The 19,168-nt window shown below is 55.5% G+C and carries 18 protein-coding genes and 8 pseudogenes; 15 read left to right on the forward strand and 11 right to left on the reverse strand.

The genetic code is table 11. The features are described 5' to 3' along the window. Positions 1–239: 239 nt before the first annotated feature. A complete protein-coding gene (locus ASC97_RS33270; RefSeq protein ID WP_082530107.1) occupies positions 240–656 on the reverse strand; it encodes a DUF2000 domain-containing protein in 417 nt (138 codons plus the stop codon). 141 nt (positions 657–797) lie between these two features. Here ASC97_RS33270 and ASC97_RS22775 point away from each other — a divergent pair, with 141 nt between their 5' ends. Beyond that, the gene (locus ASC97_RS22775; protein WP_057470634.1) at positions 798–1,271 is read left to right on the forward strand and encodes an Lrp/AsnC family transcriptional regulator; all 474 of its coding nucleotides are present in this window, start codon (positions 798–800) and stop codon (positions 1,269–1,271) included. Positions 1,272–1,406: 135 nt separating this feature from the next. On the opposite strand, the gene ASC97_RS33275 is transcribed toward ASC97_RS22775, so the two are convergent. Further along, a complete protein-coding gene (locus ASC97_RS33275; RefSeq protein ID WP_082530108.1) occupies positions 1,407–1,748 on the reverse strand; it encodes an ArsR/SmtB family transcription factor in 342 nt (113 codons plus the stop codon). A 21-nt stretch (positions 1,749–1,769) separates the two neighbouring features. Here ASC97_RS33275 and ASC97_RS33280 point away from each other — a divergent pair, with 21 nt between their 5' ends. Next, on the forward strand, positions 1,770–2,231 hold the full coding sequence (locus tag ASC97_RS33280; RefSeq protein ID WP_274534167.1) for a helix-turn-helix domain-containing protein: 462 nt from the start codon (positions 1,770–1,772) through the stop codon (positions 2,229–2,231). Here ASC97_RS33280 and ASC97_RS22785 read toward each other — a convergent pair. From ASC97_RS22785 to ASC97_RS22795, 3 genes are all read right to left on the reverse strand, one after another. Beyond that, positions 2,156–3,085: an NADP-dependent oxidoreductase gene (locus ASC97_RS22785; protein ID WP_057470636.1), complete on the reverse strand. Its 930-nt coding sequence runs from the start codon at positions 3,083–3,085 to the stop codon at positions 2,156–2,158. The two genes, ASC97_RS33280 and ASC97_RS22785, sit on opposite strands and share 76 nt — an antisense overlap. A 90-nt stretch (positions 3,086–3,175) precedes the next feature. After that, entirely contained in the window at positions 3,176–3,445 is a 270-nt protein-coding gene (locus ASC97_RS22790; RefSeq protein WP_057470637.1) for a DUF2798 domain-containing protein, read from the reverse strand. Next, a complete protein-coding gene (locus ASC97_RS22795) occupies positions 3,438–4,349 on the reverse strand; it encodes an NmrA/HSCARG family protein (RefSeq protein WP_057470638.1) in 912 nt (303 codons plus the stop codon). Before ASC97_RS22795 ends, ASC97_RS22790 begins: the two co-directional genes overlap by 8 nt. Positions 4,350–4,469: 120 nt before the next feature. Here ASC97_RS22795 and ASC97_RS22800 point away from each other — a divergent pair, with 120 nt between their 5' ends. Next, positions 4,470–5,345, forward strand: coding sequence for a LysR family transcriptional regulator (locus tag ASC97_RS22800; protein WP_274534169.1), 876 nt, complete (start codon positions 4,470–4,472; stop codon positions 5,343–5,345). Positions 5,346–5,499: 154 nt separating this feature from the next. Here the strand turns inward: ASC97_RS22800 and ASC97_RS34155 are convergent. Continuing rightward, positions 5,500–5,601, reverse strand: a pseudogene (locus ASC97_RS34155) (IS5/IS1182 family transposase); the annotation flags it as partial. 1,050 nt (positions 5,602–6,651) lie between these two features. On the opposite strand from ASC97_RS34155, the gene ASC97_RS22810 reads away from it, so the two are divergent. Then, the gene (locus tag ASC97_RS22810) at positions 6,652–7,017 is read left to right on the forward strand and encodes a helix-turn-helix domain-containing protein (RefSeq protein WP_082530110.1); all 366 of its coding nucleotides are present in this window, start codon (positions 6,652–6,654) and stop codon (positions 7,015–7,017) included. A gap of 489 nt (positions 7,018–7,506) precedes the next feature. On the opposite strand, the gene ASC97_RS22815 is transcribed toward ASC97_RS22810, so the two are convergent. Then, a complete protein-coding gene (locus ASC97_RS22815) occupies positions 7,507–9,054 on the reverse strand; it encodes a hypothetical protein (RefSeq protein WP_082530111.1) in 1,548 nt (515 codons plus the stop codon). A 447-nt stretch (positions 9,055–9,501) separates the two neighbouring features. After that, positions 9,502–9,883 (reverse strand): annotated as a pseudogene (locus tag ASC97_RS33290) (hypothetical protein); the annotation flags it as partial. Positions 9,884–9,958: 75 nt separating this feature from the next. Between ASC97_RS33290 and ASC97_RS35515 the strand changes: the two are divergent. The 5 genes and pseudogenes from ASC97_RS35515 to ASC97_RS34465 form a co-directional block, all read left to right on the forward strand. Continuing rightward, on the forward strand, positions 9,959–10,908 hold a 950-nt coding region (locus ASC97_RS35515; RefSeq protein WP_443216767.1), incomplete at its 3' end, for an ABC transporter permease. A gap of 4 nt (positions 10,909–10,912) precedes the next feature. Next, the coding region (locus ASC97_RS35520) for an FtsX-like permease family protein (protein WP_443216768.1) at positions 10,913–11,240 on the forward strand (328 nt) is incomplete at its 3' end. A gap of 1 nt (position 11,241) precedes the next feature. After that, positions 11,242–11,443, forward strand: a pseudogene (locus ASC97_RS35525) (FtsX-like permease family protein); the annotation flags it as partial. A 118-nt stretch (positions 11,444–11,561) separates the two neighbouring features. Continuing rightward, a pseudogene (locus ASC97_RS33295) lies at positions 11,562–11,814 on the forward strand (Tn3 family transposase); the annotation flags it as partial. Positions 11,815–11,971: 157 nt separating this feature from the next. After that, entirely contained in the window at positions 11,972–12,256 is a 285-nt protein-coding gene (locus tag ASC97_RS34465; protein WP_162246709.1) for a hypothetical protein, read from the forward strand. Between the two features lie 74 nt (positions 12,257–12,330). Here ASC97_RS34465 and ASC97_RS34925 read toward each other — a convergent pair. Next, a partial coding sequence (locus ASC97_RS34925) for a DDE-type integrase/transposase/recombinase (protein WP_443216769.1) occupies positions 12,331–12,542 on the reverse strand: 212 nt, incomplete at its 5' end. A 1-nt stretch (position 12,543) separates the two neighbouring features. Continuing rightward, positions 12,544–12,892: pseudogene (locus tag ASC97_RS34930) on the reverse strand (IS6 family transposase); the annotation flags it as partial. A gap of 7 nt (positions 12,893–12,899) precedes the next feature. On the opposite strand from ASC97_RS34930, the pseudogene ASC97_RS34760 reads away from it, so the two are divergent. The 3 pseudogenes from ASC97_RS34760 to ASC97_RS34470 form a co-directional block, all read left to right on the forward strand. Further along, positions 12,900–13,304, forward strand: a pseudogene (locus ASC97_RS34760) (transposase); the annotation flags it as partial. Between the two features lie 355 nt (positions 13,305–13,659). Next, positions 13,660–14,107, forward strand: a pseudogene (locus tag ASC97_RS35535) (ISL3 family transposase); the annotation flags it as partial. A gap of 1 nt (position 14,108) precedes the next feature. Then, a pseudogene (locus tag ASC97_RS34470) lies at positions 14,109–14,537 on the forward strand (transposase); the annotation flags it as partial. 370 nt (positions 14,538–14,907) lie between these two features. On the opposite strand, the gene ASC97_RS22855 reads toward ASC97_RS34470, so the two are convergent. After that, positions 14,908–15,948, reverse strand: coding sequence for a LacI family DNA-binding transcriptional regulator (locus tag ASC97_RS22855; RefSeq protein ID WP_057470648.1), 1,041 nt, complete (start codon positions 15,946–15,948; stop codon positions 14,908–14,910). Positions 15,949–16,092: 144 nt separating this feature from the next. Here ASC97_RS22855 and ASC97_RS22860 point away from each other — a divergent pair, with 144 nt between their 5' ends. The 3 genes from ASC97_RS22860 to ASC97_RS22870 all read left to right on the forward strand — a co-directional run bounded on the left by ASC97_RS22860 (position 16,093) and on the right by ASC97_RS22870 (position 19,152). Beyond that, positions 16,093–17,529, forward strand: coding sequence for a sulfatase family protein (locus ASC97_RS22860; protein ID WP_057470649.1), 1,437 nt, complete (start codon positions 16,093–16,095; stop codon positions 17,527–17,529). A gap of 121 nt (positions 17,530–17,650) precedes the next feature. After that, entirely contained in the window at positions 17,651–18,385 is a 735-nt protein-coding gene (locus ASC97_RS22865) for an ABC transporter permease (RefSeq protein WP_162246710.1), read from the forward strand. Then, the gene (locus tag ASC97_RS22870; RefSeq protein ID WP_057470650.1) at positions 18,382–19,152 is read left to right on the forward strand and encodes an ABC transporter ATP-binding protein; all 771 of its coding nucleotides are present in this window, start codon (positions 18,382–18,384) and stop codon (positions 19,150–19,152) included. Before ASC97_RS22865 ends, ASC97_RS22870 begins: the two co-directional genes overlap by 4 nt. Positions 19,153–19,168: the final 16 nt, after the last annotated feature.

The following is a 19,168-nucleotide window of genomic DNA, read 5'->3' on the forward strand; positions in this document are numbered from 1 at the left end:
GGATTTGGGGTTCGCTAAATCTGCTCGTCTTCATCAAAATCTCCTCGATCATAAAGCCCGAGAAAATTCTACTTTTGAAGCCCGTTAATTTGCGGGGGGATTACCAAGCACCACTCGTTGGGATACGATCCGAATTGAAAAACGCGACCATCCGACACCAAATTTGAACTAAGTTGCCAGTGTCGCCGGGACAGCTCGAATCTCTGTGCGTTGGAAGATAGCCGCAAATCCCCGAGGTCTCACCGCAACAATTTAAGTGATCCCGTGAGCGATTTGACCCATTTCGATGGGCCAGCGATTCCAAGACCATCGATGGTTTCCTCTGCCAAGTCACGGCTCGGAAAGACAGCTTCATAGTCTGCATAGTCGTGTAGCGATCGCGCGAAAGAAGGAAATGGAACGACCGTGTGATCATCCGCCTGAGCAATAGCTTTCAACAACAGGCGAGCCATTTCCTCATATGTCGCCTGAAGGATGGGCACCGGGCGGTTCGAGCTGACGTTGATCGTCCGACCCCTCAGATCGGTTAGTTTGCTTCCACCGAGTCCGGGTCGTTTTGCTCCGAGCCCAATTGAAACCGCGCCAATAGTGTTTGCCATAAGCCCAATTGGCAAATGGGGATTAACGATAATGGCAACACGTACTTCTTCTTTCACATTTCCACCAGAAACTGGAACGCCGTTGCATAGGAGATTAATCGATCCTGGCAGGTAAATCCTGCCTTATTTACCTCGCAATAACCTATATTCGGTAAAGTCTACCTCCATAATCATTTTTGTTGGAAGGGTGCACCATCTTTGGACCTCGAACCGATTGACAAGCGAATCCTCAACACCTTGCAAGAGGATGGAAGGTTGACCAACCAGTCATTGGCCGCCGACGTGGGCCTTTCCACTTCGCCGTGCTGGCGTCGTGTCCGACAATTGGAGGAACGAGGTGTCATCAAAGGATACAAAGCCATACTAGACAGACGTCAAATCGGTCTCGGTGTCCTGGCTTTCGTACGCATCAAAATCGACAGTCATAGCGAGGCAGAGGCTGATGAATTCTCCCACGGCATCACGAAGCTTGCGGAGGTCGTGGCATGCTACTCGATAGCTGGAGATGCGGACTTTATGTTGCACGTCGTCGCACGCGACCTCGATACGTATGCTGAATTTGCAATGACTGTCATCCGACGGCTGCCTCGCATCAAGGAAATGCAAACGACCTTTGTGCTAAAGGAGATCAAACCGTTCAACGGCTTTCCACTTGATTTCGTCAGGACATAAAAGCGCCGGCGCTTCAATGCGCAATGTCGAAGCAGGAAACGCGAGCGGGTCAGGCGAGGAAGTGCTGCTGAGGACGCCCTCTTGGGCGTGGTTCAAACCACGCACCAAGAATTCGACCCGAGAAGTGTGTTTTTCTTACTTATGGCTAACGTGTCTCGGCTCTACGACATGGCCGTCGCCCGAATATTTTACAGCATGGTTGGGGAATATTTCGGCCAAAGTGGACACGATTTTCACGACCCCGGCATCATCGCAGGAGTAGTAAATCGCCTGTGCATCGCGACGGGTTGTGACCAGTCCTTGCTCTCGCAGCTTGGAGAGGTGTTGAGACAGAGCTGATTGAGAGAGCCCTACTTGCTCCGCCAACGAGCCGACGGACATCTCCCGCCGAAGAAGGTTTTTTAACATTTCTAGTCGGTGGTTATTCGAAATTGTTTTCAGAAACTCTTCCTGTCGCTTTGCCAATATTTGAGACATGGTTACCCCTCTTGGTAGATGATGTCTTTCATTGCTGAGCACGCCGAGCCAGCGAGGCGTTGGACGCTCCTCGAGCTGGCCAAACTTGCTGGAATGTCGCGGACTACCTTCGCCGAACGATTCCGAGAGGTAGTAGGACAGACGCCGCTCGACTATCTCGCCAGCTGGCGGATGCGCCTAGAGGCTGAGCGCCTGCACCGCACCGACGACAGCGTCGCCAGTATTGGCTTCTCGGTCGGTTCTGAGTCGGAAGCGGAATTCAGTACCGCGTTTCGTCGCGAGACCGGCTGTTCGCCAATGCAGTGCTGGCGTAAAGGTCCAAATGGGTACCCTGCCGACCTTGGCGGCCCTGCGCGCGACGACCGCAAAAGCCGCAAGACGGCGCCCGCTCGCGTAATGTGTGCTAACTATTGGGCTACGCGCAGTATTGTGCGACCACTCAGGCGTGCTCCTTCTCCACGCTCATGCACGCCCGCCGCTTGAGATAAATCGTAAGAGCGGATCGCAAGAGGCTTCACCACGCCAACATCGATCAAACTCGCGATCCTCGCGAGGGTCTCGCCGCTTGGCTGCGTGAAGATGAACTCGGCTTTGACGCCGTGGGTTGCAGCCTGTTCATGTGACGGCGGTTCTGTGAGCGCGACCAAGGTTCTACCCCGCATAAGCGTCTTCCAAGAAGCTTCCTGCACATTACCGCCGACGGTGTCGATCACGGCGTCCATATTGCCGGTGAGCGATGAGAAATCGGTTGTCTGGTAGTCAATCACAAAGTGAGCGCCAAGTTCTTCTACCAGCGTCTTGTCTTTGGTGGCGGCCGTGGTCGTAATGTGGGCACCGAGCCGCTTGGCAAATTGAATAGCCAGGGATCCGACGCCGCCGCCACCGCCATGGACCAGCACCTGCCGCCCGGGCTTAAGCTGCGCCGCCTCAACTGCGTTCCACGCCGCCAAGGCTGTCAGAGGCATCGATGCAGCTTCGTTGAACGACAGCGATGTCGGCATCAACGCGACCCGAGAAGCGTCGACGGCGACATACGCCGCATAAGTCCCGGTATGGTCAAAGCCCACCATCGTGTAGACAGCGTCACCTGCCTTGAACGCTGTGACGTCCTTGCCGACGGCATCTACTATCCCCGCACATTCCTGACCCAGAATCAGGGGCATATGATATCGAAGGACCTGCGACAGAAACCCAGCCCGTATCTTCCAGTCGATTGGGTTGACGCCACAGGCGGCGACGCGGATGAGTATATCGTTGTCACCACAAGTCGGCATTGGAGCCTCCTCGAGTTTCATCTCACTTGCCGCGCCATAGCTGTGGATACGGATTGCTTTCATCCGCGTTTCTCCCCTTTGTCGATCGTCAAAGTATTGTCCATGGAAGAAATCCGAGGCAAACAGAGTTCTCAGCTTCCTATAGTGCCTGGATCAGCCAGCGGGTTGCTCGACGATCGCGGATACAATCCTTCGGACGATCGGCAGAAGAAGCAAAAGGCTGGGGAACGCGATGATCCACGACGCCCCCCAAGCACCGGGCCAATTGTTTAGAAATTCAGCACCGAGCCCAACGCCTTTTATCGTGACAACGGCCGAGACGATCCCCGACATGAAAACGGACAAGACGAAAGGCGTAACAAAACGCCCCGAAGCCGGCGGAAGCCTTCTAAATCTCGCACGTGGATAGTTTCCTTCATGCATTGTTGTGGTCCTTTAGTTTGGTTCCCTCTTCAGCAAGCGTTTGACGCGCGAGCTCTGCGATATACTGAGACATTGAGCGTGGTTCGCGACCAAGGGCCGCCGCTAACGAAAGGCTGTTGCCTCCTAACCCAAATTCTCGGTAGTGCTCATGGACTTTCGACAGCAGATGGATCTGCTGATCATTGTACGGAAGAGGGGTATTCTTTGCCCATTGTTCAAAGGTGGGCTCGCGAGCGGCGATCGGACGCCCGAGTTCCTTTGTGAGAATTGATACTATCTCGAGACGACTGAACATACCGGCGCAGAGCTCCAATGTAGCGAAGTCCAGTTTTGCCTCCGTTAAGGCGATTGCGGCGACTTCGGCGACATCGCGATAATCCACTCGTGCAATCTTAGTTTCCTTCGGAAACGGCTCGGCAAATTCCCCGGTTCGCAGGATCGAAGACCACGTCAAACCGATGTTCTGCATGAAATTTGCGGGGTGCAGAATGGTGTAGTTGAGCCGAGAGGAATAAAGTGCCTCTTCCACTGGAATTTTGCTGGCGTGGTTCTTTAGGCGCGTATTCGTCGGCTGGATTACCGAAGAGAATACGAACTTACGAACACCGCCGCGCGTAGCCGCCTCAATCAGCGCGATCCCCATTGCCGCCTCGTCTGGAGCAAACGCCGGACCGATGTGAAAAATGCCATCGACGCCTTCGACAGCTCTTTTCAAGCTGTCGGGGTTTCGCAGATCGCCGATTGCAATTTGAGTTGTGCCCCAGGATCGCGCGAGGTCGCCGCGTTCGGCGTTTCTTACAAGCCCGCGAACAGTAGAATTTCGTCGGAGTAGTTCAGGGATCAGTAACCGCGCAAATTTACCCGCGGCCCCGACGACGAGAAAAATGGATTTCGAGTCTGTCATGCCTTTTATCCTTCAATCATTTCACGACTGATGATATATTTTCGCGATTATCGTAACAATCTGCGTTGATTGTGATACTCTCTCTTGATTTGCGAGATAGTTTTGAGCCGCTTGGAAGACTTGGAAGCTTTTTTGTCCGTGGTAGACCACGGGAGCCTGACGGAGGCAGCAGTCCAACTGGGGCGCTCGTTGCAAGCCATTAGCCGCTCTCTGGCTTCGGTAGAAGAAGACATTGGCGTGGTCCTTATCCACAGGACGACGAGACACTGTCAGCCCAGCGAGGCGGGCGCTGTCTTTTACGAAAGGATCAAGCCTGCAATTGGGGAGATCCGGGAAGCCAGGGAGCAAGTGGCCAATCGGCGATCGGAGCCCTCGGGGGTATTGCGAGTTGGGGCTCCCATTTTGTTTGGACCTAAGTTTCTGGTTCCGATCATTGCCGAATATATGACATCGTTTCCCCAGACGGAGATTGACCTTCAACTTTCGGACGAATTCAGTGATCTCGCGACTGAAAAGCTCGATCTAGTAATTCGGATCGCCGACCTCCCTGATTCCGGACTGCAGAGCAGGCAGCTGGGCTCTCTGCGACGAGTGGTCTTCGGTGCGCCGTCTTATTTCGCAAAAAGCGGTTGGCCAGGACATCCCCGAGATTTACGGCATCACAATTGCCTTGTTCGGACGGTCGATCGCCAGCCCGGGCAGTGGTCGTTTCAGATTGACGGGAGAGTTCGCCTCATAAAGGTGCAAGGTTCGTTTCGATCAAATTCGATGACAGCTATCTATTCTGCGGCAAGTAGCGGTTTGGGGCTCGGATATTCTCCGCTGTGGCAGATAAATCATCTCGTCGCGACATCAAAGGTACAGCTGGTTCTAGAAAATTTCGAACCCAAACCTGTTCCAATTCACGCTCTCTGGCAGGAACATAGACTCGCTCCAGCAAAGGTGCGGGCGTTCATAGATTTGCTAGCTTTGCGCTTAAAACTGAATGGTCTCTAGAAAAATCACGGAAGGTCTCGCGAGACTGTCCTGGATTTCCGACGTCTAGGAGTTCAATTGACTGCAAGCGCCTGCTCTCTGACACAAGTCAATCCTAGATAGCGTTGCTGCAGCGATCAGCAAATTTGCGGAATCTGGTTTTTGATGGGTCCGCTTATTTGGTTGCTCCCGTCGAGGCTTGGCAGCGACCGGATTTCGGGCGTCCGCAGTCGAGCATTCGGTTAAGGATGGCCACGCCGATCGCTGCCTCTGTCTGTTAAGATACCATGCCCAGCATCAGCAGACGATCCGAGATCAGGTTATCGCAAGGCCCGCAGAACACATGCGGTTCGACGAGTTGCACTGCGCCGTTATGTTGCATGAGCATCTGTTCGGCCAATCCCGAACCCTTATCCTCCACCCGGCCGTTGTGCGCACTACCAGGAGGGCCTGATACTGCTGCGAGGTAACTCCGGCCCCAGCAAGCGCGGCTTCGCTGAACGAAAGGAATCGGCGCATCGCCAGCCGGAACCCCGCCAAAGGTCGTAGACTTCGTCACTCAGCGCATAAGTCCGGCGCCCTGAACGAGGCATCAGATTAGTCCTTATAATGTCGTGATGGATATTGGTTGCGAAGCGACACCTCAGGAATGGATCGCGCGTAGCCTTGCCGGGACACGTCGTTCACTGGCGTTGGCTGCGCAGCTTATCTTCCCTTTACTCACTAGCAACTGTGTCTAAGTTGGGCTTTGATGGCTCCACGAGGCGCCATTTTTGAGGATGGCGTTCCGCAGCGGCGAATGCGGCCTGATACAAGACATGGCGAAGTGAAGTTACAGATTCTCAGGACGTTGACAACACGCCGGGCACGTATCACAACCCCGTTCTGAAATCAGTCGCACAACGAGACGGAGCAGCACGCATCGACAAGACGCTATGCTCTCGTGTTCGCGTGGCACTACGAACAGCCGGTGCTCACACGGAGGCCGAAGAAGCGCTAACAACGTTGCCGCGTCGCGTCCGACGGCTGTCCTCGCAGATCATCATCTTGGATCGCTTGGTTTTTGGCCTGCCGCACCGAACACAAATGCGCATGCCAGACGTGACTTCGGTGCGAAAATCGTGCTTGCCGCCCAACCGGCGACCGACGACGCTGTCAGAGTTCATTTCCATGAACCTCCTCAACAATAGACAATGAAAGGTAGTGGACAGGTCAATTTAAAAGTGCACTAAAATCATGAATATTAAAAGCTCAAAATTCTGCGCAGGGTGAGTGCGGCGAACGTTCGCATTGAATTCACGTCACTGGTTCAGCACGGAGGATGGAAATGCCGGCAGCGAAAAAGGGATCAGCAGATATCGAAAGAGCAATAGGGGGGCGCCTGCGCGAAATCCGCCTCATCCGCGGGATGAGCCAGACCGTCCTTGGAAAATCGGCACAGATTTCGTTTCAGCAGGTACAAAAGTACGAGAAAGGGATAAACCGCCTGTCAGTTTCGACATTGATTGGCTTTTGCAAAGTGCTGAGTGTCACGCCGACGGAGATGCTTGGCAATTTTTTCGATGATGGCACTTGCAGCACTCCTGTTGATCTCGTTCACCGGCTCTCGGACGCCGAAGCCCGCCTCAAGGCGATAGGGAAGCTTCTAAAGGGAGGGGTAGTTTCTGAAGCCAAACCGACTGAGCCGGACTAAGAAACATCTCGAGACGGTCTTCCCGCGGGGATCCGGTTCGATGCCCCCGCGGCGGCAACTACTTCAACCGCTACGGCTGGCGACGAAATGTGGTACCAATAGCGCTGCCCTTTTGCTGGATTCCGCCTAGTCTGCCCGCGGGATATGCAGGCGTCTGCCTCGAGCTCCATTTGGAGGGCATCCCCGCGGACCTAAAGGCGCACGGGTGGATGCCCCCGCGTCGCAGCTTCGGCCACATAGAGCAGACAGGTTCGGAAGTGCAACCACTCCAACCTGACGCTCCCCTGACATGCATTACATTTTTCCACTTCGTCTCTCACCGCTGACCACTGAGGTACTGGCAGAGGAAGGTCGGGACGAAGATTCGTCCCGGCCTCGTTTGTCACGGGTGTGGTTGCAACACCCGGAGAGGGTCGAGTTATCTACTCGGCAGCAACACTACAAACTATTCGACCACCGACCAGCAGCACAGAACTCTGTGGCTTCAAATTACACTACCCGAGCAAAGCCAATATCGTCACCAATAACTGTGGTTGGCCCGATCGGCAGCGGCTCAGGGTTGGCAATGTTGAGTTTTTTAAACTCAATCTTGTCTTTCCACACCTTTCTCAGGAAGTCCTCGAAGGCCTGAATGGTCAATTGCTCGCCCGGACAACGACGGTAACCGAACCCAAATGGTGCAAAGCCGGCGTAGTCGCAGACGGGTAGCATCTTGCCATCTGCCTCTCCAAACACAGTTCCAAAGCCGCTGTTGTGAAGCGAAGCCTTACGCCCGTCTTTTACGTCAAACGACGTCAAGTCGAACGGACACTTGGCGAAGCCAATCTGTTTCGCCCTAGCCTCGTCAATATCGGAACTTGTCGGGGCGTTAGCATATCGGGACGGATCGAATTTCTCCGGGTTTGTCCAATGCACTGGGTCGAGGCTCGTCGAGGTGTGCGGACTGATGATGTAACCGTGACGATCGAACCGCGGTGACTGAGTTTCTCCGAGTGCGGAAATACTGCCGCCATTCGGGGAGATCAGGCGGAACAACTCCATGACAAACGCCTCCAGGGGCGTAAAGGGGGCACCGGTTGCATTATCAGGATTGCCTTCCATAGTTTGCTTGAAGGAAGCTTTTATCTCCGGATCACCCACGCCGTTGGCCAGCCGGAGCATGATGTTGTAGATCGTGTTGCCCCACTGGCTGAACGCCACGAAGTTATGGAAGCATTCGAAGACCACGTCCTTGTGATTGAAATACTGACTGTTTTCGCCGTTCTTTATCCAATAAAAGGCGAAGGTCTTTTCGGGGTCTTTTGTCTTCCCGGACTCAATATCGGCGAGTTTTTCATCGATCCATGACTTCAAAAAATCGAGGTGGGATCGCACGGTCATATAGTTTTCATATACAATGCGTTGAGTGGGATCACGATAGGCAAGAACCGTATTGAAACTCGCGCCGATCTGGCGAACGCGCTCGGGTATCTCGTCATGTGAGACACCTAAGTGCAGGTCCCAATACAGGTCCCAAAACGAATCCAAGTATTTCCGCATCAATGGCCGTCCGGCGTTGGAATCGGACAGAAGTTGGTCGAAAAAACCTTTGACCTTATCGCCGTATTTTTCCCGGTAAAGATCCGGCGTTACCGCCGACATGTAAATGCGCTTTCGGCGATTGTCTGGTCCCCGCTTCTCCAACCCCTGAAGGAACACTGTCACCCCATCTTCAGGAGCGGGCCGCCAGGTTTGGCTGAGAAGACCCCACAAATCGTTAGGCAGAGCGTTCTCTTTGGTGAGTGCGAGATCAATCATAGGAAGAAAGGACCGCTCACCCTCGAAAACACTAACCAAAAAATGTGGGACGATTACATTTTCAATATAGGCGGGCTCGAAATCTTTCATGAATTGTTCACGCAACCGGGCCGCGGTCGCCGCCAATTCGCCCGGTGCTGGCGGATCATTTAGCGGGGGATTGTAGTGCGCCAAGGCCGGCTGCACAGATAGTGCGGCCACTGAGGTAGCGCTTCCAGTGAGAAAAGTCCTGCGTTTCATGGCAAAATTCTCCTTGCTCGCGGAAGTCGGTCACCATATTGGACGGTTGGTTGTGGATGGCGGTCGCGACTGGAAAAGTCGATCCTATTTTCCGCTGGCTCAGCTTAGCCCAAACAAGCCTTCATTTCCTTGTGCGTCAGTCCTATTTTTCAGCCGTTAGTTTTTTTAGAGCCTGCATCTCTAGCATCCGACGTATACTCTCCCCGACTCCTCTGTCGGAGCTTCTTTTTGATGCGCCAGCACCTGGCCCATCGCCGAATCCTCGATCTTCTCCTCTCAGGAATACACCTCGATACTGGGCCGGCCGCGATACACAAACGAGCCGAAAAATCTCGCCGTCAGCCCTGCTGGAACTCCGGCAGGGCTACGCCCTCCCTACGTTCCAGAAGGGCTGACAGATTCTCATCTTGATTGACGTGCATTCTCATCCTGATTGTCGCGCCGCAGCCGCGCAGAGGCGCTGTAGAGATCGGCAGGCACCTTCATGCCGATCGCCTCATGTGGCCTCTCGCGATTGAATTCACTGACGAATTCGTCGAAGCGTGCCTGCTGCTGAAGAAACGTCCGTCCGGGTGGTCGGGTTGTTTCCTTCTTCAGTGTCAGATGCATGCGCTCATGCCGGCCGTTCTGCTGCGGATGGCCGGGCTTGATGCGTTCGAGGTGTCAGATGCATGCGCTCATGCCGGCCGTTCTGCTGCGGATGGCCGGGCTTGATGCGTTCGAGCGTGATTCCGAGCCTGAGCCAGAAGACCGAGAGCTTGGAGAGATTGTAGAGCCCGTTGGGGCTGGCGAACGGCAGGCCGTTGTCGGAGCGGATCGCCTTGGGCAAGCGTTCTTGCTTTAAGATTTGGGTTCACTAATCGCCGTAATGTAACGGTCATCTAGAAGCATCAGGCTGAACTTTATGACAGAACAAGTAGCAACCGCTCCATCAGGCTCAAAGCCGTTTTCCGCCTATGAGCGCATGATCGCCTGGCGCTATCTGCGTGGCCGGCGCAAGGAAACGTTTATCTCGGTTATCGCCGGTTTCTCGTTCACGGGAATCATGCTTGGCGTGGCGACACTCATCATCGTCATGGCGGTGCTGAATGGTTTCCGGGCTGAGCTTTTGACCCGCATTCTCGGAATCAACGGCCATGTCATCATGCAGCCAATGGACGGGCCAATGGATGATTTCGACGCAGTCATCAAACGCGTCGATGCTGTGCCAGGCGTATCCTTCGCGATCCCTGTCGTCGAGGGTCAGGTTCTGGCAAAAGGCAATGTCGGGGCAGGGTCGGGTGCGCTCGTTCGCGGTTTGCGTGAAGACGACATCGCCAAGCTACAACTTGTGTCAAAGAATGTGCGGCAGGGCACATTTCAGGGCTTTAACACCGCAGGCGGCGTAGCAATAGGCACGCGCATGGCGGAAAACATGGGCTTGGGTCTCGGTGACAGGTTGATGCTGATTTCACCCGATGGCGATGTAACGCAGCTCGGGATGGCGCCGAGGGTCAAATCCTATCCGGTTACCGCCATTTTCGAGATTGGCTTGTCAGAATATGACGCCTCCATTGTGTTCATGCCGCTTGAGGAATCACAGCTCTATTTCAATCAGGACAATAAGGTTCAATCAATCGAGATATTCGCCGATAGACCGGACGATGTCGATGCATTGAAGAAGCCGATTGAAGAAGCGACGCAACGCTCGGTCATGTTGACGGACTGGGGTCAACGAAATCAGACATTTTTTTCCGCCCTGCAAGTGCAGCGTAATGTCATGTTCATGATTCTGACGCTGATCGTGCTTGTTGCGGCGCTGAACATCATCTCCGGTCTCATTATGCTTGTGAAAGACAAGGGCCGCGATATCGCNGTCATGTTCATGATTCTGACGCTGATCGTGCTTGTTGCGGCGCTGAACATCATCTCCGGTCTCATTATGCTTGTGAAAGACAAGGGCCGCGATATCGCCATCCTTCGAACCATGGGCGCAACGCGAAAATCCATTCTCCGGATATTCCTGATGACTGGGGCTGCTATCGGAGTTGCTGGCACCATTGCAGGTGTTGCCTTCGGCATCGTTATTTGCCTGAACGTCGAGCGCATCCGGCAATTCTTTTCGTGGCTGTCCGGCACAACTATATTCGATCCGAAGCTATATTTCCTGAACACACTGCCAGCCAAGATGGATCTCAGCGCAACCTNCCGGCAATTCTTTTCGTGGCTGTCCGGCACAACTATATTCGATCCGAAGCTATATTTCCTGAACACACTGCCAGCCAAGATGGATCTCAGCGCAACCTTATTGGTTATATCGATGGCGCTCGTCCTGTCATTTCTGGCGACGCTTTTCCCCGCTTGGCGCGCTGCCAAACTCGATCCTGTTGAAGCTCTGAGGTATGAATAATGGGCTCTAGGATTTGCGCAAACTGGTCGGTGGCAAGATCCGCGAGGAGTTGATCATCGCGAACTGGCCCGACCTGTTCCGCCGCGCCGCGACCATGGCCCCCGGCAAGATCAAGCCGAGCCAATAGCTTCGCAAGCTTGCCTCCTATCCACGCCAGAACGATCTGGCGGTTGCGCTGCGGGAAGTTGGCCGGTGGAGCGTACACTCTTTATTATAGAGTGGATCCTCGACATCGACATGCAGCAGCCGCAGAGCGCCGGAATGACGGACTTGATGTGCCGCCCGAACTTCTGGCGCATATCTCTCCGCTGGGTTGGGCACATATATTACTGACTGGCGAATATCTCTGGCCCAAGGAAGCAAGGGCTTAGAGTGTCATTTCGCACCCAGCCGGAACCGACCCCTGGGTTGCAAGACTGCCAGTGAGGATGGATGAGCGATCGGACAACCGGTCGTGGCTGAGCCATTCTACTTTATGTCCCTCCACCCAAGTCGGTTTGATATCACTTCCTCGATGGGAAGGGCAAAATGGTTGAGGCTTCCGGTGGTGCGATCCGTCACGGTATCACGCAGCTTGTGGCCTATGACCTCAGCATTTCTGGAAAACCATACTGGGGGCAAGGCGGTAAGATTTTCTATGTCGCCGGCCTTCATAGTGAATTCTACGCTCAGGAGGTCGGATTTGCTGCGCACGGCAGAGTCGACGATCAGCTGCAGGGCGTTGGCAAGAACTGTCGGCTCCGAGATCGGCAAGTTCTTGTCCAGCGGCTCTTCCCGGCTCCATCCCTTGGCCGAATACAGCTTAAAAAGTGATGTCGCATGGTCTGCGGGGATGATATCCAGATCCGAAGGTTCTGTCGCAAGTTTTTGGAAAGGCCGCAGAACGGCTATCGCTGGACACACTTATGCAGCGAGTGCGGCGAATTGCTGAAATGCCGATTGGCCACTGGTTGAAAATGCCGATTGCGGATCATGTGAGCTACCTCGATACCATCTAGTGTTGCTGACGCAGACTGAAAAGATTTGAAGCCCTTCATGGGGCGGGTCAGCTTCTTGATAAACCGGTGGTCCTGCTCAATCATGTTGTTGAGGTATTTGANTGAAGCCCTTCATGGGGCGGGTCAGCTTCTTGATAAACCGGTGGTCCTGCTCAATCATGTTGTTGAGGTATTTGACCTGCAGGATCTCGATCAGCCAGAACCATCCATGCAACAGCAGTAGCCAGTTGATGTTGTGTAATCCTTCCAGGTTCGCGCCGCTCTTGTCGAGGACGACCTTTTCGGGCCAGCCATTGTTCTTAATCGCGCGGGCGAAGAAGGCGCTGGCTGCGGCCTCATCGCGGTGCTCAGACAGCATGAAATCAAGGGTTTTGCCGAATTTATCGACAGCGCGGTAGAAATAGGTCCACTTGCCTTTGACCTGGATATAGGTCTCGTCCATCCGCCAGGAGCAGCGGCACCCGTCTATTGAGGTCGTCAGCCTAGATCGATGCGGGCTCTACGCGCAGGCCGCTCGTGAAGGTGCCCCACCAGCGTCTCAGGTGGCAGACCGCTTTCATCTCATCCAGAATCTTCGTCTTGCAATCGAGGAACAGATGAGCCTCTCCGGCCGAGCTACAGGCCGGCCACTGCTACCAGACGAGGACATCGAGAACGATCCCGACGATCGGGCTTTGCATGAGGGGACGCCTGAGACTCCTTGGCGCAATCAGCTTCGTCGGGCGCATCGACAGTCTCGGAAGGATGTGTTCGAAACAGTACACGCCTTGAGCAAAGAAGGCCTGACTCATCGGGTCCTGCAGGTTCGAGCCGCCGTCGCCGACGGCCGTCTCAAAAATGCAAAGCTCGACCTGGCAGCGTGACCCCCGGCTTTTTCCCGCTCTCGACGACACCATCCTTCGGCACTTGAAGCGCAGTGCTTCACGGGTCGACGCCCCCCCAGCGCGGATCATCGGAATCGACGACTGGAGTTGGAGGAAATCGTGGCGCTACGGCACGATCATCGTTGTGTTCGAAACAGTACACGCCTTGAGCAAAGAAGGCCTGACCTGCTYGGACATTGCACGTCGCACAGGATATGGCCGACGAAGCATCACGAAATGGCTGACGTTCGAAACCCCACCCGATCGACGCAGGGGCACGCTACAGCCGACATCTCCTCTATACTTCGAAGCGTTCCTCACCCAGTGTTGGAAGGATGGCAACCGCCGTGGTCGNCCCACCCGATCGACGCAGGGGCACGCTACAGCCGACATCTCCTCTATACTTCGAAGCGTTCCTCACCCAGTGTTGGAAGGATGGCAACCGCCGTGGTCGCCATTTGTTTCATGACCTAAAGCACCGMGGATACACCGGCAGCTTTTCTAATCTTGAACGTCTCCTGGCAACATGGCGCCGTGCCGAGAGGTCGCAAACGGATGAGGATAAGGATGATGCGGCGTCGGCCCGAACTGGGCTCTCGGACAGAGTACMTGACAATTTGCTTGTCCGTGATCCGCAAACCGGTCATTTGATATCACCCATTGTCGCCGCTACTCTCTGCATCAAGCCGCGCGGCGCACTGACAATCAATCAGGCGCGGAAAGTCGATGCCCTCAAACAGGGATCACGGACGTTTGCTGTATTGCGCTCTTCAGGTGATCGATCTTATTCCGCGGCCACTTTCNATCCGCAAACCGGTCATTTGATATCACCCATTGTCGCCGCTACTCTCTGCATCAAGCCGCGCGGCGCACTGACAATCAATCAGGCGCGGAAAGTCGATACCCTCAAACAGGGATCACGGACGTTTGCTGTATTGCGCAGCTTCGCCATGCGATTTCGCGGCATATTTCGTGGCCGAACGTCGGCGAAACTTGCCCATGGATCGAGGATGCCATTCATTCTGGGTTCGCTTTCTTAGCCCGTTTTGCCCGTGTACTTCGCCGTGATATCGACGCAGTCTCGCCATCGACTTGCCCTGGAGCAACGGTCAGGCAGAAGGCCAGATAAACCGACTGAAGACCATCAAGCGCGCAATGTACGGCAGGGCGGGACCAGAGCTTCTCAGAGCGCGGATGATGCCAATCAAATTGACCGATCTCCACACAAATTGAGGAAGACCCGGTTAATTGCAAACCGACAGCAGTCCAGGCGCTAACATCCTGTTAACCACACAAAGTGAGGAAGAGCCACAGAAGCAGTAAAATGCCAAGGGTTATTCCGCCTGCAATTGGTGCGGTCAGGAGCAGCAACTTGTTTTCGATCGGCGACGAACTCAGCCAGGACCCGAAGGGAATCTGAAAAATCAGGCTATGAAGCATCTTCGACACCCAGCTCATGGCGCTGACTGAGCAGCCGGCGGCGATACCCACGAGACAACCGCAGACGATGAGAATGACTTCGCTCAAGGGAGGCGGGATTGTTCATGTTTCTGTTGCTTAGGGAGAATCGTCCGTCAATCGGTGGAAGTGGCTATTCGTCTGGTCATCTCGTCTCCTTGCGAATGGCGCTTTCACGCACGACGAGCTTCCAGTCCACGAGAGTGATGCTGGGCGGCACGCCGTTAATCCGCGCGAATATTGCTTCGGCAGTCAGCTTGCCGATTGTCTCACGGTTCGGGCGGATCGTCGTGAGCGCCGGGCTGACACAACTGGCTGCTTCATTGTCGCCGAACCCGACAACGCCGATATCCTCCGGCACGCGCTTGCCAAGCTTCTTCAACGCGCGAAGCACGCCGAAGGCGACCACGTCGCTGTTGCAGGCGATCGCATCGATTTCCGGGTGGTACTCGAGAAGTTCATGTGCAAGTCGTTCTCCGAGTTCGGAGCTGCCGCCCTGCTGGTCCGTGTGCGTGACAATCCTCGGGAGACCGGCGAGGGCCGCTCCATCCTCCAGCCCCCTCAAGCGCTTCTGCGCGCGCTTGTCGTTCTCGCGGACGCTGCCGACAAAAGCCAGCCGCCGATACCCTCCCGCGATCAAGTGGTCGGCTTGCGCGGCGCCAACAGCGGTGTGATCGAACCCGACGGCCGTATCGATCACCTCACCGCCCGTGTCCCACATTTCGATGATTGGAATGCCGGATGCCTTGAGGAGTTCGACCACTTTTGGAGGGTGATCGACGCCGATGATGGCCACCGCCGTCGGACGCCAGCTGAGAAGCGAGCGAACAAGCCGCTGTTCCTGGTCGGCATCGTACCTCGTATTGGCGAGCATGACCTGCATGTCCCGCTCCAGGAGAGCGGATTGCAGGGAATCGACGATGCTCGCGAATTCCGAATAATAAAGCGAAGTCACGACGACGGCGACAATATCGGAACGCGTGCTCGAGAGCCCGCCGGCAAGGCGGTTCGGCACGTAGTTCAGCTCCTCCATTGCAGAATTGATACGGCGGCGAAGTTCCGGCCTGACCGTGTTTGGCGCGCGTAATGCACGCGAAACCGTGTTGACGGAAACGCCCACCTTCTCGGCGATGGAAGCAAGTGTCGGCGCGTTGCGCCCTCCCTTTTCGACAGTATTGAGGTCCATTGCCAAAAATGCGCCAAAGTGATCGTTGCGTTATCGATAACTTTATGTTTTTTTTGATAGAGAGGCAAGCGGAGAGGGACGACGCCTGCTTGTTTGAACGCGAAAGAAGTCCACGCCGGAGATCGGCGTGGCGGAGGAGAAGGCATGGCTGAAAGGCCGAATATTATTCTGATCATGACGGACCAGCAACGCTACGATTCCATTGCGGCGCTCGGTTTCCCTTATGCCGTGACCCCGAATATCGACGCACTCGTTGAAAAAGGCGTGGCGCTGACCAACTGCCACATCACCGCGCCGAGCTGCGTTCCCTCACGTGCGAGCCTCTTTACCGGCTACTACCCGCATACGACCGGCGTGCTAGCGAATGGGCAGAAATGGCAGCGAACATGGGTCGAGCAATTGCGGGAGGCGGGTTATCGCTGCGTCAATGTCGGCAAGATGCACACAATACCCTACAATTCCGATTCAGGTTTCCACGAGCGTTACGTCGTGGAAAACAAAGACCGCTACATGGAAGGCCGCTGGTACTTTGATGAGTGGGACAAGGCGCTTGCCGCTAACGGCCTCGTCAAGCAGCAGCGCGAATCCTACCGTACGCTTGACGATTATCGCGAGCGGCTCGGTTGCTTCGATTGGGAACTTCCCGACGCGCTGCACGCGGACGCCTTTGTCGGAAACATGGCCAAGTGGTGGGTCAATACCTATCCGCCGACCGAACCGCTATTCCTGCAGGTTGGCTTCCCGGGACCGCACCCGCCTTTCGATCCGCCGGCGCGCTACTCTGAAGCTTATATGAAGCGCAACGACCTGCCGTTACCGAAGCCCACTCCGGAGGAATTGCAATCACTGCACCAGGAACTGAAGGACAAGCGGGAGCACGACGTCGAGGTCGATCACGATTCCGTCGTCTGGAGCCTTGATCCGACACCGGACCAGATGCACCGGCTCTGGGCACACTATCTCGGAAACGTCACCTTGATCGACGAAAAGGTCGGCGAGCTTCTCTCGGCACTGAAGGATCGAGGCTATCTGGAGGACGCAATCGTCATTTTCACCTCCGACCATGGCGAGTGCCTGGGCGAGCACGGGCTGATCCAGAAGTGGTCGATGTATGACATCGTCACCCGTGTGCCGACGGTCATCTGGTCGACCGCCGGCCGCTTCGAAGGCGGCCGATCGATCGACGGACTTTGCCAACTTTTCGATCTCGGTCCGACAATCCTCGAATATGCCGGCATCGCGCCTCCGAAAACATTCGAGGCGAGGAGCCTCAAGCCGGCGCTGGAAGGCAACGACTGGAAACCCCGCGCCCATGTCTTCTGCGAGCAGATCGGCGATGTCGCAATGGCCGGAGGCGTTGAATTCATGACCGGAGTCAGAAGCGACAGGTGGAAGCTTGTCCACTTCAAGGGGTCGACGGACGGACAGCTATTTGATCTCGAGAACGATCCCAAGGAGGTGAACAACCTCTGGGGCCATCCCGATTACGCTCAACAGAAGCAGCAGCTCTTCGACGTGATGCGAGACTGGCTGATCGAGTCGAACTTCAAGACGCGCGATGTCATGGCGGACGCCCGATGACCAATCGAAACCCGCAATTCCGACAGGCTTTCGCGAGGGAGGCATGACTTTGTCGATTGCAACACATGAAGAAAATCCTGAGCCTGCGGCACGGCCATCTCTGCTGTCCGGCTCGGTGGGCATGCTGGCGATTAATATCGTTGCAGTCCTCGTCGGAATTGCGGTCTGGGCTCTGGTGACGACCCAGGGTGTCGTCGGCTTGCCGACACCGCTCGCGGTTGCGAGGCAGGCGGTCATCCAGGCGCAGAATGGGCTTTTGTGGTCCGATGCCTTGGCAAGCCTTTGCCGCGTCTTCACTGGATTTGCACTTGGCATTATCGTGGCCATCCCCGTCGGCTTCCTGATGGGCTGGTACCGGATTGCTCGCGGCATCGTCGAGCCATACGTCCAGTTTTTCCGCACGATCCCGCCGCTCGCCATCATTCCCCTGGCGATTGTGACCATGGGCATAGACGAAATGCCGAAGATCTTCGTTATCTTTCTGGCGTCGTTCTTGACGAGCGTGGTTGCTACCAATCAGGGCGTCGTCAATGTGGACAAGACGCTAATCAATGCCGCCCGTGTGCTTGGCGCTAACGACTTCACCATCTTCCGCCGCGTGATCGTGCCGGCCTCGCTGCCCTATATCATGGTCGGCATCCGCATTGGTCTCGGTTCGTCCTGGGCAACGGTTGTGGCCGCCGAGCTTATCGCGGCACAATCGGGCCTGGGTTTCCGCATGCAGCAGGCCCAACTCTACTACGATCTTCCAACGATTTTCGTCAGCCTCATCGCCATCGGCGTGCTCGGTCTCATCATGGACCGGATCGTCATCGCGATCGATGGTGTACTGACCGCATGGCAGGAAAAGCTATGAGCACGAAGATTTCGTTTCAGAACGTCAACAAGACGTTCAGCCTTGCCGGACAGACATCTTTCACTGCGCTGAAGGGTCTCAGTCTGGACATCGAGGACGGGGAGTTCATCACCGTCGTTGGCCCATCCGGTTGCGGTAAGTCGACCGCAATGAACATCGCAGCAGGCCTTACTGTCCCCTCATCCGGGCAGGTCTTGGTGGACAACGTGGCGGTAAAAGGACCAGGGCCCGAACGTGGCGTTATCTTCCAGCAATATGCACTCTTTCCCTGGTTGACGGTCCGGGAGAATGTCGAGTTCGGTCTGAAGATAGCCGGACTTGCGAAAGGAGAGCGCCACAAGATCGCCGAACATTTCATCGCTCTCGTTGGGCTCAGTGATTTTGCTGATTCCCTCCCAAAGACGCTTTCCGGCGGCATGAAGCAACGTTGCGCGATTGCGCGGGCCTATGCCGTAAACCCGAAGATCCTGCTCATGGACGAACCTTTCGGCGCCTTGGATGCTCTGACCCGGGTTCAGCTTCAGGATCAGCTCCTTGCTACATGGAGCAAGGAGCGCCGCACCGTCATGTTCATCACCCACGATGTCGACGAAGCGGTGTATCTGGCGAGCCGCGTTGTGGTCATGGCGGCACGGCCCGGCAGGCTTCACAGGATCATACCGGTCGATCTGCCTTATCCGCGCACCGAGGAGATGCGCCTTTCGCCGGAATTTTCGACATTGCGCAACGAGGTCTGGCGATCGGTTTACCATCCGGCCGCTGCTTGATCTCGCGTTCATCATC

Source organism: Rhizobium sp. Root1203 (assembly GCF_001424945.1).
Classification (GTDB): Bacteria; Pseudomonadota; Alphaproteobacteria; order Rhizobiales; family Rhizobiaceae; genus Rhizobium.